Genomic DNA, 13,888 nt, shown 5'->3' with positions numbered 1-13,888 from the left:
GATTCACCGGGTTCCTTGGCGCCGGGCCAGGCCTTGGCGACCCGGGCGGCGAGGACGAAGTCCTTGCGCAGGGGGTGGCCCTCGAAGTTGTCCGGCAGGAGGAGGTGGTCCAGGCCCGGGTGGTCCGTGAAGCCGACGCCGAACATCTCGTGCGTCTCGCGTTCGTGCCAGCCGGCGCCCGCGTAGACGTCCACGGCGGACGGCAGCACCGGGGCGTCGTGCGGCACCGTGGTGCGCAGCAGCAGGCGCCGTACGGGGTGCAGGGCGGCGACGTGGGCCGTGACGCGGAAGCCCGTGCCGGGTTCGTCGACCGCGCTCAGCCAGTCGAAGAAGGTGCAGCCGAGACGGTCGCGCGCGGTCTCCAGGGCGGTGATCCAGGAGGCGGGCGGCACGTCGACGGTCAGGACGCCGTACGACTCCTCCGCCGTGGCCTCGGCACCGAACAGTTCCCCGAGGTCGGCGGGGAGCCAGCCGGCCGCGGTCACCGGTCCTCCCCCTCACCGGCCGCCGGCGCCGGCGGCCGGACCAGCCCGCTCCGCAGCGCCGCCGACGACGGCCGCCCGCCGCCGTGTCCGTACCGCTCCCCCAGCGACTCGCGCGCGATCTTCTCCTGGAGTTTCAGGATGCCCTGGAGCAGCGCCTCGGGCCGGGGCGGGCAGCCGGGGACGTAGACGTCGACGGGGATGATCTGGTCGACGCCCTTGGTGACGGAGTAGGAGTCCCAGTACGGACCGCCGCAGTTGCTGCAGGCGCCGAAGGAGACGACGTACTTCGGCTCGGGCATCTGCTCGTACAGCCGCTTCACCGCGGGCGCCATCTTGTCGGTGACCGTGCCGGAGACGACCATCAGGTCGGCCTGGCGCGGTCCCGGCGCGAAGGGGATGACGCCGAGGCGGATGAAGTCGTGCCGGGCCATCGACGCGGCGATGAACTCGATCGCGCAGCAGGCGAGGCCGAAGTTGAAGACCCAGAGCGAGTAGCGGCGGCCCCAGTTGAGGACGACCTTCATCGGCTCGGGCGCCAGCCGGGAGAGCGCGCCGAGCCTCCCCCTGGCTTCGCCGGGGGGACCCCCAGGCTCCGGAAGCAGGACCGGCTCGGGGGCGGCAGGGTTCACGTCCATGTCAGGACGCCCTTCTTGTATGCGTACAGCAGGCCCACGGCGAGGAAGCCGAGGAAGATGAACATCTCCACGAGGGTGGTCGCGCCGTAGCCGTCGGCGGCGAAGACGGTGGCCCAGGGGAAGAGGAAGATCGAGTCGACGGCGAAGATCACGTAGAGGAAGGCGTAGACGTAGTAGCGGACCTGGGTGTGGGCCCAGCCCTCGCCGACGGGGTCGACCCCGCACTCGTACGTCATGAGTTTCTCGGGTGTGGGGACCACCGGCCGCAGCAGGCGTCCCGCCCCGAAGGCGACGGCGACGAACAGCAGGCCGACGACGGCGAGCAGTCCGACGACCGAGTAGGACTGGAAGTAGTCCGCCGCGACGACGGTCGTTTCCCGCACGTCCGCCCCTCACTCCCTCGGATCGGCACCCGGGCCCCTGTCCGTCCCGTGCCCTTGATCCGTGTCGTTGAACGCCGAACGCCACGGTTCGACGATCTGTACGCACGGGAGTCTAGGCCCTCGTAAAGGAGCGGTAAGCAGCCTGTCACCACTCGGGATACCGGTGGTGGGGTTTTCCTCAGTGCGTCCGGGCGGTCCGCCTCATGGCGCGGGCCCCCCGGCGCCGGGCAGGCTTGGCCCATGACCGAACCTTCTCCGCCCGCGGGCACGCCCCCGACGGCGGATCCCGCACCGGCCGGGCCCGGCGACCGCCCGCCGCCGGTCCGCTCCGCCTACGACGCTCACACCTGGAAGGAGATCGCCCATCTGCTGGTGAACCTCCCGGTGTCGATGGTCGGCTTCACCTACACGGTGACCATGCTGTTCGCCGGCGCCGGACTGACCGTCACGGTGATCGGGCTGCCGCTGCTCGCCGCGGGACTGCTGGGCGCGCGGCTGCTGGGCAGGCTGGAGCGGGCGCGGGCCAGGAGGCTGCTCGGGGTGCGGGTGGAGGAGCCGAGCCCGCTGCCGCACGGGGCCGGGGGGTTCTGGCCGGGTCTGTGGCTGGCGCTGAGGGACCCGGTGGGCTGGCGCACGGTGCTGTACGAGCTGATACGGCTGCCGTGGGGTGTGCTCACCTTCACCGTCGCGCTGACCGGGCTGTTCGTGCTGTGGCCGGTGCTGCCGTTCGTCGCGCGGGCCCTGACCAACGTCGACCGGGCGATGGTGCGCGGCCTGCTGTCGCCCTCCGACGAACTGGAGCGGCGCATCGCGGAGCTGGAGTCCGACCGGGGTGTGGTGGTCGACACGGCGGCGGCGGACCTGCGGCGCATCGAGCGCGATCTGCACGACGGGGCGCAGGCCCGGCTGGTCAATCTGGCGATGGGGCTGGGCCTGGCCAAGGAGAAGCTGCTGGAGGACCCGGACGCCGCGGCCACGATGGTCGAGGAGGCGCACGGCGAGGTGAAACTGGCGCTGCAGGAGCTGCGGGACCTGGCCCGCGGTATCCATCCCGCGGTGCTGACCGACCGGGGCCTGGACGCCGCCCTGTCGTCGGTCGCCTCGCGCTGCACGGTACCGGTGAAGGTGACGGCCGACCTGGACGAGCGTCCCGCCGCCGCCATCGAGGGCATCGCCTACTTCACGGTCTCGGAGCTGCTGCAGAACGTCAGCAAGCACAGCGGGGCCCGGTCGGCCTCGGTCGACGTGTGGCAGTCGGAGGGGCGGCTGTTCCTGCAGGTGTGGGACGACGGGCGCGGGGGCGCGAGCCTGGAGGGCGGGTCGGGTATGCGGGGCCTCGCCGACCGGCTGGGCGCGGTGGACGGTCTGTTCGTCGTGGACTCGCCGGAGGGCGGTCCGACGGCGGTGACGGCGGAGCTGCCGTGGCGGGACCGTTCCGGTGTCCTCGCCCCGCAGGCGCGGACGGCCAAGGGGGCGTCCGCCCGCGGCCATAGGTAGGGAAAACCCCCCGGCCAAGACTGCGACGGCCTCCATGGTCCGCCGACCTGCGGCGGAGCAGTCTGGAGATACGACAGCACAGCCTCCGGACGAGACGAAGGACGACAGCGATGGCCACGGAGTACGGACAGGGCTACGGGCTCCCCGCGGAGCCCGGTCATCCCGGGAACGCCGAGCGACGGCGGCCCCGGCTGCCGGCCGCGCTGCGGGCACCGGTCGAGGGGCGCACCTGGCGCGAGCTGGGATATGTGCTGCTGAGCCTGCCGATGAGCATTCTGCTGTTCACCTACGCGGTCACCATGGTGTCGCTGGGCGCGGGCCTGCTGGTGACGTTCCTGGGAGTCCCCGTGCTGGCGGCGGCGCTCGCCGGGTGCCGCGGTCTCGGGTCGGTGGAGCGGGCGCGGGCGCGGGGGCTGCTGGGGCTCGAGGTGGGCGAGCCGGAGCCGCTGCGGGTGAAGCGGCAGGGGGTCATGGCGTGGGTGGGGGTGGTGCTCAAGAGCGGCGCCTCGTGGCGGTCCCTGCTGTACGCGGTGCTGCAGCTGCCGTGGGCGGTGCTGTCCTTCGTCGTCACCGTGACGCTCTGGTCGGTGGGCTGGTCGCTGCTGACGTATCCGCTGTGGTTCTGGGTCTTCCCGATGTACGGCGGCCGGGACGGCCTGCAGCTGTACGGCGACGACCGGCACCGGATCTATCTGGACAACCCGTTCGAGATCACGGTGACCGCGGGGGTGGGTCTGCTCTTCACGCTCGCCACGCCGTGGATCGTCCGGGCGCTGACGACGGTGGACCGCGTGATGGTGCACGGGCTGCTCGGGCCCTCCCGGCTGGCGACGCGGGTGGTGGAGCTGGAGTCGGACCGCGGGGTCGTGGTGGACACGGCGGCGGCGGACCTGCGGCGCATCGAGCGCGACCTGCACGACGGGGCGCAGGCCCGGCTGGTGGCGCTGGCCATGGATCTGGGTCTCGCGAAGGAGAAGCTGCGGGAGGACCCGCAGGTCGCGGCGCAGATGGTGGACGAGGCGCACGGCGAGGTGAAGACGGCGCTGCAGGAGCTGCGGGACCTGGCCCGCGGTATCCATCCCGCGGTGCTGACCGACCGGGGCCTGGACGCCGCCCTGTCCTCGGTGGCCTCGCGCTGCACGGTGCCGGTGCAGGTGGAGGTGGACCTGACGGAACGCCCCGCGCCGGCCATCGAGGGCATCGCCTACTTCACGGCCTCGGAGTTGCTGCAGAACGTCAGCAAGCACTCCCGGGCGACCTGGGCGGCCGTGGAGGTGTGGCGGACGGAGAACCGGCTGATGCTCCAGGTGGTGGACAACGGGGTGGGCGGCGCCGACACCTCCGGGGGTTCCGGGCTGTCGGGTCTGGCGGAGCGGCTGAACTCGGTGGACGGGATCCTGGTGGTGGACTCGCCGGCCGGCGGCCCGACCCGGGTGACCGCCGAGCTGCCGTGGCGCGCGGAGCGGACACGCTGACCACGCGCTGAGACCCCGGACGGGATCCGGGATCGGGACGGGAACCGGGATCCGGGATCGGCGGGTGNAGAGGCTCGCACCCGCCGACCTGTGTGCCGCTCGGAGCGCCTGGGGCCACTGAACCGGCTGAACCGGCTGAACCGGCTGAACCGGTCGATACCGGACGGACCGCACGGACCGGGCGGAACCGACCGGGGGACAGGCCCGGCCGGACGGGCGGCGGCCCCGACGACACCCCCCAATCACGTTGCCACGGCCCGTCCCCCACCGGATGCTGGAATGCTGGACCTGTTGACCGGGCCCGCCAGGAGGGCGGGACCGGAGCAGGGGTGTGGGGGACGAGGGACGTGGAGGACAGGGTGCGGGTGGTCATCGCCGAGGATTCGGTGCTGCTGCGGGAGGGCCTGACGCGGCTGCTGACCGACCGGGGGCACGACGTCGTGGCCGGTGTCGGTGACGGAGAGGCGCTGATCAAGACCATCGCCGAGCTGGACGGGCAGGACCTGCTCCCGGACGTGGTGGTGGCGGACGTACGGATGCCGCCGACGCACACGGACGAGGGAGTGCGGGCCGCGGTGCAGCTGCGCAAGTCGCATCCGGGGGTCGGGGTGCTGGTGCTGTCGCAGTACGTGGAGGAGCGCTACGCCACGGAGCTGCTGGCCGGTTCCAGCCGAGGCGTCGGCTATCTGCTGAAGGACCGGGTGGCCGAGGTGCGAGAGTTCGTGGACGCGGTGGTGCGGGTGGCCGAGGGCGGTACGGCGCTGGACCCGGAGGTCGTCGCGCAGCTGCTGGGGCGCAGCCGCAAGCAGGACGTGCTCGCGGGGCTCACCCCGCGCGAGCGGGAGGTTCTGGGGCTGATGGCCGAGGGGCGGACGAACTCGGCGATCGCGCGGCAGCTGGTGGTCAGCGACGGTGCCGTGGAGAAGCACGTCAGCAACATCTTCCTGAAGCTGGGGCTGTCCCCGAGCGACGGCGACCACCGGCGGGTGCTTGCCGTTCTCACCTATCTCAGCTCCTAGAACTCCGGTGGGGGGGACGTCCCGCCTCCGCTCGAGGACGTCTCGAAGTCGTGTCCAACATGCGAATGACCCAAGGAAGGCGACCCTTACGGACGTAGGGTTTATGCGGGGAAGGCCTGCGGGAAGGCCGTCCCGGACAGCCGCCTCGAGGAGGTCCAGTTCAGTGACCAGTCAGGTCAGCAGCACTGCGGAGCAGGCCGACGGAGCAGTCGTAGGAGAGCAGCGCAAAGCGGCGGGTGCGAAGGACATCCGCCGCCTCGACCGAGTGATCATCAGGTTCGCGGGGGATTCGGGTGACGGCATGCAGCTCACCGGTGACCGTTTCACCTCGGAGACCGCGTCCTTCGGCAACGATCTTTCCACGCTGCCGAACTTCCCGGCCGAGATCCGCGCCCCTGCCGGCACCCTGCCGGGTGTCTCGTCCTTCCAGCTCCACTTCGCCGACCACGACATCCTCACCCCCGGCGACGCCCCCAACGTGCTGGTGGCGATGAACCCCGCCGCGCTCAAGGCCAACATCGGCGACCTGCCGCGCGGCGCGGAGATCATCGTCAACACGGACGAATTCACCAAGCGGGCGATGCAGAAGGTCGGCTACGCGGCCAGTCCCCTGGAGGACGGCTCGCTGGACGGGTACCACCTGCATCCGGTGCCGCTGACCACGCTGACCGTGGAGGCGCTGAAGGAGTTCGACCTCACCCGCAAGGAGGCCGAGCGCAGCAAGAACATGTTCGCGCTCGGTCTGCTGAGCTGGATGTACCACCGGCCGACGGAGGGTACGGAGAAGTTCCTCCGGACGAAGTTCGCGAAGAAGCCCGACATCGCGGCGGCCAACATCGCGGCCTACCGGGCGGGCTGGAACTTCGGTGAGACCACCGAGGACTTCGCGGTCTCCTACGAGGTGGCCCCGGCGGCGAAGGCGTTCCCCGCCGGTGTCTACCGCAACATCTCCGGGAACCTGGCCCTGTCCTACGGACTGGTCGCCGCGTCCCGGCAGGCGGACCTGCCGCTGTTCCTGGGCTCGTATCCGATCACCCCGGCCTCCGACATCCTGCACGAACTGAGCCGGCACAAGAACTTCGGTGTGCGGACCTTCCAGGCGGAGGACGAGATCGCCGGTATCGGGGCGGCGCTGGGGGCGGCCTTCGGGGGTTCGCTCGCGGTGACGACGACGTCCGGTCCGGGTGTGGCGCTGAAGTCGGAGACGATCGGCCTCGCGGTGTCGCTGGAGCTGCCGCTGCTGATCGTGGACATCCAGCGCGGCGGCCCGTCCACCGGTCTTCCGACCAAGACGGAGCAGGCGGACCTGCTGCAGGCGATGTACGGGCGCAACGGCGAGGCACCGGTCCCGGTCGTCGCGCCGCGCACCCCGGCCGACTGCTTCGACGCCGCCCTGGAGGCGGCCCGGATCGCGCTGGCCTACCGCACCCCGGTGTTCCTGCTGTCCGACGGCTATCTGGCCAACGGCTCGGAGCCGTGGCGGATCCCCGACCTGGAGGAGCTGCCCGACCTGAGGGTGCAGTTCGCCCAGGGTCCGAACCACGCCCTGGACGACGGTACCGAGGTGTTCTGGCCGTACAAGCGTGATCCGCAGACCCTGGCCCGTCCGTGGGCGGTCCCGGGCACGCCGGGTCTGGAGCACCGGATCGGCGGCATCGAGAAGCAGGACGGCACGGGCAACATCTCCTACGACCCGGCCAACCACGACTTCATGGTCCGCACCCGGCAGGCCAAGATCGACGGCATCGACGTACCCGACCTGGAGGTCGACGACCCGGACGGCGACGCGCGGGTGCTGGTGCTCGGCTGGGGTTCGACGTACGGGCCGATCACGGCGGCCGTGCGGCGGCTGCGGAACGCCGGGGAGTCCGTCGCCCAGGCGCATCTGCGGCACCTGAACCCCTTCCCGCGCAACCTCGGAACGGTTCTCGGGCAGTACGACAGGGTAGTGGTCCCGGAGATGAACCTGGGACAGCTCGCCACCCTCGTCCGGGCGAAGTACCTGGTGAACGCGGAGTCGTACAACCAGGTCAACGGTATGCCGTTCAAGGCGGAGCAGCTCGCCACGGCGCTGAAGGAGGCCATCGATGACTGACGCCAACACGCTGCTCCAGCTCGTGCCCAAGGCCGAGGGCAAGCAGTCCATGAAGGACTTCAAGTCCGATCAGGAAGTGCGCTGGTGCCCCGGCTGCGGTGACTACGCCGTGCTCGCCGCCGTGCAGGGATTCATGCCGCAGCTGGGCCTGGCGAAGGAGAACATCGTCTTCGTCTCCGGCATCGGCTGCTCCTCCCGCTTCCCGTACTACATGAACACCTACGGGATGCACTCCATCCACGGCCGTGCCCCGGCCATCGCGACCGGCCTCGCGTCCTCCCGCCGCGATCTGAGCGTGTGGGTGGTGACGGGTGACGGCGACGCGCTGTCCATCGGCGGCAACCACCTCATCCACGCCCTGCGCCGCAACGTCAATCTGAAGATCCTGCTGTTCAACAACCGCATCTACGGCCTGACCAAGGGCCAGTACTCCCCCACCTCCGAGGTCGGGAAGATCACCAAGTCGACGCCGATGGGTTCGCTCGACGCGCCCTTCAACCCGGTGTCGCTGGCGATCGGCGCGGAGGCGTCGTTCGTGGCCCGCACGGTGGACTCGGACCGCAAGCACCTCACCGAGGTGCTGCGCCAGGCCGCCGACCACCCGGGCACGGCGCTGGTGGAGATCTACCAGAACTGCAACATCTTCAACGACGGCGCCTTCGAGGTGCTCAAGGACCGTCAGCAGGCCGAGGAGGCGGTGATCCGGCTGGAGCACGGGCAGCCGATCCGCTTCGGGACCGACGGCTCCAAGGGCGTCGTGCGCGACCGTGCCACCGGCGACCTGGCGGTGGTCACCGTGACACCGGAGAACGAGGCGGACATCCTCGTGCACGACGCCCACTCCGCGTCCCCGACCACCGCGTTCGCCCTGTCCCGGCTCGCGGATCCCGACACGCTGCACCACACCCCGATCGGCGTCCTGCGCTCGGTCGACCGGCCGGTCTACGACACCCTCATGGCCGACCAGCTCGACACCGCCGTCGAGCAGAACGGCAAGGGGGACCTCGGCGCGCTGCTGGCCGGCGGCGACACCTGGACCGTCGTGGGCTGAGCGTACGGAACCGCACGGGCACGGGGAGGGCCCCGGCATCCGAGGATGCCGGGGCCCTCCCCGTGCCCGTATCCGTGCCCGTGCCCGTGCCCGTATCCGTGCCCGTGGACGTGGCCCGACGGGGGGCCGGATCCCTCTGGCACTTTCCAAAAGTTAGCGCAGCATTTATGGTTAGCACATAGGCGTCTCCACCTCCACCGCCACCCCCGCCTTCACCGAGGAGCCCTCACATCATGAGCATCGTCGTCACCGGGGCCACCGGACACCTCGGCCGTCACGTCGTGGAACAGCTGCTGGACAGGGTTCCGGCCGAGCAGGTCACCGCCGTCGTCCGCAGCGCCGCGAAGGCGGCGGACCTCGCCGGGCGCGGGGTGCGGATCGCGGTCGCCGACTACAACGACCCCGCGACGTTCGACGGCCTGTTCGCGGCCGGCGACAAGGTGCTGCTGATCTCCGGCAACGAGTTCGACAAGGGCAGGGTGGGGCAGCACCGGGTCGTCATCGACGCCGCGAAGGCCGCCGGTGTCGCCCTGCTCGCGTACACGAGCGCCCCGGGCTCCCTGACCGCCGCGCTCGCCGACGACCACCGCGGCACGGAGGAGGCACTGCTGGGCTCGGGCGTGCCGTACACGCTGCTGCGCAACGGCTGGTACCACGAGAACTACACCGAGAACCTCGCCCCGGTGCTGGAGCACGACGCGGTCCTCGCCGCCGCCGGCGAGGGCCGGATCTCCTCCGCCTCGCGGGCCGACTACGCGGCCGCCGCCGTCGCCGTACTGACCGGCGAGGGACACGAGAACAAGACGTACGAGCTGGGCGGCGACGAGGCGTGGAGCTTCGCCGAGTACGCGGCCGAGCTGAGCCGGCAGACCGGCAGGGAGATCGTCTACAACGCGGTCACGCCCGAGGCGCTCACCGGCATCCTGGCCGGCGCCGGGGTGCCCGGGCCGATGGCCGCCGTACTGGCGGGCCTCGACGTCTCGATCGAGAAGGGTGAGCTCGTGGTCGACAGCGGCGACCTGTCCCGGCTGGCCGGGCGCCCGGCCACCCCGATCGCCGAGGCCGTCGCCGCCGCCCTCAAGGGCTGACCCGGACGCCGCCCGGACCGCCGGCCGCCTTCGACCCCCGCGTGTCATGACCGTATTGCGATACGGACATGACACGCAGGGCTCTCCGGCGTTACCGTCGTCGACGGACATCGCGCGCGTTCGGTGAGTGCCGCGGAAGACAGGGCACGCGTCAGGCACGAAGGAGGACCCGTGACCGGGAAGCCGGCCGCAGAGCGGCGCACAGGACTGCTGAACGGCTTCGCGGCGTACGGCATGTGGGGGCTGGTGCCACTGTTCTGGCCCCTGCTCAAGCCCGCGGGGGCCGTGGAGATCCTGGCCCACCGGATGGTCTGGTCGCTGTTCTTCGTGGCCGCCGCCCTGCTCCTCGTACGCCGCTGGGCCTGGCTCGGCGAGCTGCTGCGGCAGCCGCGCAGGCTGGCGCTGGTCACGGTCGCGGCGGCGGTCATCACCGTGAACTGGGGCGTCTACATCTGGGCGGTCAACTCCGGGCACGTCGTCGAGGCCTCCCTCGGCTACTTCATCAACCCGCTGGTCACCATCGCGATGGGTGTACTGCTGCTGAAGGAGCGCCTGCGGCCCGCACAGTGGGCGGCGGTCGGGGTCGGCGCCACGGCGGTGGTCGTCCTCACCGTCGGCTACGGCCAGCCGCCGTGGATCTCGCTCTGCCTCGCCCTCTCCTTCGCCACCTACGGGCTGGTGAAGAAGAAGGTCAACCTCGGCGGCGTCGAGTCCCTGGCGGCCGAGAGCGCGATCCAGTTCCTGCCCGCGCTCGTCTATCTGGTGTGGCTGAGCACCCGCGGCGACGGCACCTTCGGCGCGGAGGGGGCGGGACACGCGCTGCTGCTCGTCGCCGCCGGGATCGTCACCGCGCTCCCCCTGGCCTGCTTCGGCGCGGCCGCCATACGGGTGCCCCTGTCCACGCTGGGGCTGCTGCAGTACATGACCCCGGTCCTCCAGTTCCTGCTCGGCGTCCTCTACTTCAAGGAGGCCATGCCGCCCGAGCGCTGGGCCGGCTTCGCGCTGGTGTGGCTGGCGCTCGCCGTGCTCACCTGGGACGCGCTGCGCACCGCCCGCCGGACCGCCCGCACGCTCGCCGCGGACCGGGCGAGGCACGCGGAGCGCGGCCCGGAGGGCGTGCCCACCGCTCCGGAGCCGGACGTGCTGAAGGCCAGGCCGTAGAACCCGGGCCGTGGAACCGGGCAGGCGGAAGAACCGGTTCGGGGCGGCCAGGGCGGTGCGATCGGCCGGAGCGGTCGGGGCCCGGCGTCCCGCCGGAGAGCGGATATCGGCGTCGATGTCAGTGCAAGGCCCTATAACTGATCGCATGACGCAGACACCCACTCCGGCCACGCCCGTGCACTGGAAGGTCGTCATCGACACGGCCGACCCGCACGCACAGGCCGACTTCTGGGCCGCCGCCCTGCGGTACGTGGTCGAGGACAACAGCGCCCTCATCGGGAACCTGCTCGACGCGGGAGCCGTGCCGGCCGAACTCGTCGTGGAGTCCCACGGACGCCGGGCCTGGCGCGACCTGGTGGCGGTACGACACCCGGACGACCCCTACGACGAGGAGAGCGGCACCGGCCGCGGGCGGCGGCTGCTGTTCCAGCGCGTCCCCGAACCGAAGACGGTCAAGAACCGGCTGCACCTCGATCTGCATCCCGGTGAGGGCCGCCGCGAGGAGGAGCTCGCGCGGCTGGAGGATCTCGGGGCGCGTGTGCTGCGGCGGGTGGAGGAGCCTTCCGGGGGGTGGATAGTGATGACCGACCCGGAAGGGAACGAGTTCTGCCTGCACTGACTGCGGCGAGGACGCCGGCGCGGGCTCAGGGCTGTCGCGTGCGGGCCCGCCCGGTCAGGCGGCCCATGCGGGCGCGGGCGGACTCCAGTTCCTCGATCTCGTCGGCGGCGGCGCCGCCCTCGGTGGCGAGCTCGGTCCACAGCGCGATCAGCTCGTGGCCGAGCTCCAGGCCGAGCAGCGGGTCGCGCACCGCTCGCCATGCGGTGGCGGCACTGCGGACGTTGCCGTAGGCCGCCTCCGGATCCGTTGTCCGGCGACAGATCAGGGCCAGGTCGAGGGAGAGCCGGAAGGCGCGCAGCGGCTCACCGGCCAGGTAGGCGATGTACGCGGTGAGTTCACGCAGGCGGAGCACCTCCGGGTGCTCCGGGCCCAGGGTGGCCGACGCCCGCTCCACGGTCTCCTCGGCCAGGTGGGCGGCGGTGTCGATCCGGCCGGAGCGGACGGCCTCGTTGACCCGGGACATGGGCTCGGCGAGGTGGTACGAGCCGGAGGTGGTGAGGGGCTCGTCGCCGAGTACCGCCTCCGCCACGGCGTCGAAACCGCGGGGCGGGGTGGGCTCGGGGTCGGGGTCGAACGCGAGATCGGACCCCGGAGTGGCTGCGGAGGGCAGCGGCCGGGACGGCCGGGACGTGGGCCCGGAGGACGGCAGCGGCGTGGGCCCGGAGGACGGCGGAAGGCCCGGCCCGGTGGACGGCTCCGCGGGCTGCCGCGGTCCGGCGTCCATGGACGGGGGCGGGCCGAACGCGCCCGTGGGCGGCGCGACGGTGCCGGGCGGGGTGCCCTCCACCGGCTCGGGTACGGATCGCAGCACGAAGGTCGGTACGACGTCCGGGGAAGGCTCCGCCGCGGAGACCGGGCGCAGCCCGACGGTCGGGGTGGCGTCCCCCGCTCGGGCCGGGTCCGCCGGTGCCTGCGGTTCCGGAACGGGGCGCAGGAGGTGGGTCGGCCGGTCCTCGTCGGGCTCCCGCTCGGGCCCCGGCGCGTCCGCCGCCGGTTCCCGCTCCGGCGGCACCGTGCTCAGCCGGTCCGGTTGTGCCGTGAACCGGCTGGAGCCGTCCGGTTCGACCTGGAGCGGGACGACGTAGCCGATGCGTTCGTCGCGCACGACGGCGAGGACGGCGGCCCCGGAGGCGATGGCGATGCGGTGCAGGCGGGCCAGCACCGCGTGCTGGATCTCCTCGCCGGGACCCGCGACCACCGACACCCCGTCGACCGACGCCGCTCGTGCTCCGGCTCCGGCTCCGGCTCCGGCTCCGGCTCCGGCTCCGGCTCCGGCTCCGGCTCCGGCTCCGGCGGGGACATGGACGTCGATCGGTGCCGCCGCGCGGTTCGCCGGCTGCGCGGTCTGCTGCTGTTCCCGCTTCTTCTCGCGGCTGAGTCGCGACATCGTTCCCTCATTCGGGTCGTACACCTACCGTCGAGTCTGTCCGCTCGCCCGCGCTTCTCACGTCACCGCGTTGTCACAGGCTCGTCCCAACGGCCGTCGGCCCCGGTCCACCACCCGTTCGGCCGCATGAGGATCGAGGTGGCGAGCAGGAGAAGGGCATGCGGACAGCGATGCGACAGGGACCGGAGATCTGGATCCGAGGGCCGGTGCCGTCACCGGACGCGGAGGTGGCCCCGCCCGAGCACGCCCCCGCGCACGCGACGGCACGGCGCTTCTCCTGGGTCGGCCTGCACGGCGGTGCCGGCGTCTCCACGCTCGCCGCTGTCTACGGCGGTCATGACAGCGGACGTGCCTGGCCCGGAGCCTGCGGTCCGCGGTCGGTCCTGTTCGTCGCCCGGACGCACGCGGCCGGACTGGATCGCGTGGTTCCGGCCGTGGAGGCGTTCCGGAGCGGGGAGGCTCCCCGGGGACTCGACCTGGAGGCCGTCGTCCTGGTGGCGGACGCGCCGGGGCGGCTGCCGCGCCCCCTCGCCCGCCGGATCCGGCTCATCGAGCCGGTGATCGACGTGTACCGGGTGCCGTGGGTGCCCGAGTGGCGCGTGGGTGACCTGGCCGGCCGGCCGCCGCACGGCACGGAGACCCCTGCCCGGCTGACGGGTGCGATGCGCTGAACGCGTACGGCGTCAAGGAGATCGCCTCCGCCGTGCGCGGGGGCGCGCTCCGGGCCGTGGAGGTGGTCGCGGAGGCGCTGGAACGGATCGAACGGGCCGACCCGGTGCTGTGCGCCTTCCTCGAGGTGTGGGGCGGGGAGGCGCTGCGGCGGGCGGACGAGGTGGACGCGCGCGTCGCCGCCGGGGAGCGGCTGCCGCTGGCCGGAGTGCCGATCGCGGTCAAGGGACGCCACGGACTGCGTACGGCGGGCCCGTTGCTCACGGCCGGCTGTGTCGCGGTGGGCGCCACCTCGGTGCCCGGCCCGGGAACGCCGTGGCAGAC

At 72.2% G+C, this 13,888-nt stretch carries 14 protein-coding genes; 10 read left to right on the top strand and 4 right to left on the bottom strand.

From position 1 onward, the window contains the following. From B9S61_RS34945 to B9S61_RS34935, 3 genes are all read right to left on the bottom strand, one after another. The coding region (locus tag B9S61_RS34945) for an NADH-quinone oxidoreductase subunit C (protein ID WP_146065031.1) at window positions 1–485 on the bottom strand (485 nt) is incomplete at its 3' end. Beyond that, complete coding sequence (locus B9S61_RS34940) at window positions 482–1,120, bottom strand: NADH-quinone oxidoreductase subunit B (protein WP_103545766.1); 639 nt, start codon at window positions 1,118–1,120, stop codon at window positions 482–484. The genes B9S61_RS34945 and B9S61_RS34940, both read right to left, overlap by 4 nt. Further along, entirely contained in the window at window positions 1,111–1,503 is a 393-nt protein-coding gene (locus B9S61_RS34935; protein ID WP_103545765.1) for an NADH-quinone oxidoreductase subunit A, read from the bottom strand. Before B9S61_RS34935 ends, B9S61_RS34940 begins: the two co-directional genes overlap by 10 nt. Before the next feature lie 240 nt (window positions 1,504–1,743). Between B9S61_RS34935 and B9S61_RS34930 the strand changes: the two genes are divergently transcribed. The 8 genes from B9S61_RS34930 to B9S61_RS34890 all read left to right on the top strand — a co-directional run bounded on the left by B9S61_RS34930 (window position 1,744) and on the right by B9S61_RS34890 (window position 11,508). Then, on the top strand, window positions 1,744–3,000 hold the full coding sequence (locus B9S61_RS34930) for a sensor histidine kinase (protein ID WP_103545764.1): 1,257 nt from the start codon (window positions 1,744–1,746) through the stop codon (window positions 2,998–3,000). 110 nt (window positions 3,001–3,110) lie between these two features. Next, on the top strand, window positions 3,111–4,475 hold the full coding sequence (locus tag B9S61_RS34925; RefSeq protein ID WP_103545763.1) for a sensor histidine kinase: 1,365 nt from the start codon (window positions 3,111–3,113) through the stop codon (window positions 4,473–4,475). A 359-nt stretch (window positions 4,476–4,834) separates the two neighbouring features. Continuing rightward, window positions 4,835–5,494, top strand: coding sequence for a response regulator transcription factor (locus B9S61_RS34920; RefSeq protein ID WP_308457810.1), 660 nt, complete (start codon window positions 4,835–4,837; stop codon window positions 5,492–5,494). A gap of 163 nt (window positions 5,495–5,657) precedes the next feature. After that, window positions 5,658–7,589, top strand: coding sequence for a 2-oxoacid:acceptor oxidoreductase subunit alpha (locus B9S61_RS34915; RefSeq protein ID WP_103545761.1), 1,932 nt, complete (start codon window positions 5,658–5,660; stop codon window positions 7,587–7,589). Next, window positions 7,582–8,640: a 2-oxoacid:ferredoxin oxidoreductase subunit beta gene (locus B9S61_RS34910; protein ID WP_103545760.1), complete on the top strand. Its 1,059-nt coding sequence runs from the start codon at window positions 7,582–7,584 to the stop codon at window positions 8,638–8,640. Before B9S61_RS34915 ends, B9S61_RS34910 begins: the two co-directional genes overlap by 8 nt. A gap of 233 nt (window positions 8,641–8,873) precedes the next feature. Further along, window positions 8,874–9,728 (top strand): SDR family oxidoreductase, encoded by an 855-nt coding sequence (locus tag B9S61_RS34900; protein ID WP_103545758.1) that lies wholly within the window; start codon window positions 8,874–8,876, stop codon window positions 9,726–9,728. 171 nt (window positions 9,729–9,899) lie between these two features. Further along, complete coding sequence (rarD, locus tag B9S61_RS34895; protein ID WP_103545757.1) at window positions 9,900–10,889, top strand: EamA family transporter RarD; 990 nt, start codon at window positions 9,900–9,902, stop codon at window positions 10,887–10,889. Between the two features lie 145 nt (window positions 10,890–11,034). After that, window positions 11,035–11,508: a VOC family protein gene (locus B9S61_RS34890; RefSeq protein WP_103545756.1), complete on the top strand. Its 474-nt coding sequence runs from the start codon at window positions 11,035–11,037 to the stop codon at window positions 11,506–11,508. Window positions 11,509–11,533: 25 nt separating this feature from the next. Here the strand turns inward: B9S61_RS34890 and B9S61_RS41265 are convergent, their stop codons facing one another. Further along, window positions 11,534–12,895, bottom strand: a complete 1,362-nt coding sequence (locus B9S61_RS41265; RefSeq protein WP_181007669.1) for a tetratricopeptide repeat protein — start codon at window positions 12,893–12,895, stop codon at window positions 11,534–11,536. Window positions 12,896–13,053: 158 nt separating this feature from the next. Between B9S61_RS41265 and B9S61_RS34870 the strand changes: the two genes are divergently transcribed. Continuing rightward, entirely contained in the window at window positions 13,054–13,566 is a 513-nt protein-coding gene (locus tag B9S61_RS34870; protein ID WP_103545755.1) for a DUF6668 family protein, read from the top strand. Window positions 13,567–13,598: 32 nt separating this feature from the next. Next, window positions 13,599–13,888 (top strand): amidase family protein (locus tag B9S61_RS34865; RefSeq protein WP_308457809.1); only part of this gene is annotated, 290 nt, incomplete at its 3' end.

The organism is Streptomyces sp. SM1 (genome assembly GCF_002910825.1).
Taxonomy (GTDB): Bacteria; Actinomycetota; Actinomycetes; order Streptomycetales; family Streptomycetaceae; genus Streptomyces; species Streptomyces okerensis.
Note: the sequence above shows the minus strand (reverse complement) of the source record. Positions and strands in the feature narration are given on the sequence as shown.

Bases quoted from the DNA above. Each gene is read 5' to 3' on its own strand.
- B9S61_RS41265 (WP_181007669.1), bottom strand. From the start codon at position 12,895: ATGTCGCGACTCAGCCGCGAGAAGAAGCGGGAACAGCAGCAGACCGCG.
- B9S61_RS34900 (WP_103545758.1), top strand. From the start codon at position 8,874: ATGAGCATCGTCGTCACCGGGGCCACCGGACACCTCGGCCGTCACGTC.
- B9S61_RS34890 (WP_103545756.1), top strand. From the start codon at position 11,035: ATGACGCAGACACCCACTCCGGCCACGCCCGTGCACTGGAAGGTCGTC.
- B9S61_RS34930 (WP_103545764.1), top strand. From the start codon at position 1,744: ATGACCGAACCTTCTCCGCCCGCGGGCACGCCCCCGACGGCGGATCCC.
- B9S61_RS34940 (WP_103545766.1), bottom strand. From the start codon at position 1,120: ATGGACGTGAACCCTGCCGCCCCCGAGCCGGTCCTGCTTCCGGAGCCT.
- B9S61_RS34925 (WP_103545763.1), top strand. From the start codon at position 3,111: ATGGCCACGGAGTACGGACAGGGCTACGGGCTCCCCGCGGAGCCCGGT.
- B9S61_RS34910 (WP_103545760.1), top strand. From the start codon at position 7,582: ATGACTGACGCCAACACGCTGCTCCAGCTCGTGCCCAAGGCCGAGGGC.
- B9S61_RS34870 (WP_103545755.1), top strand. From the start codon at position 13,054: ATGCGGACAGCGATGCGACAGGGACCGGAGATCTGGATCCGAGGGCCG.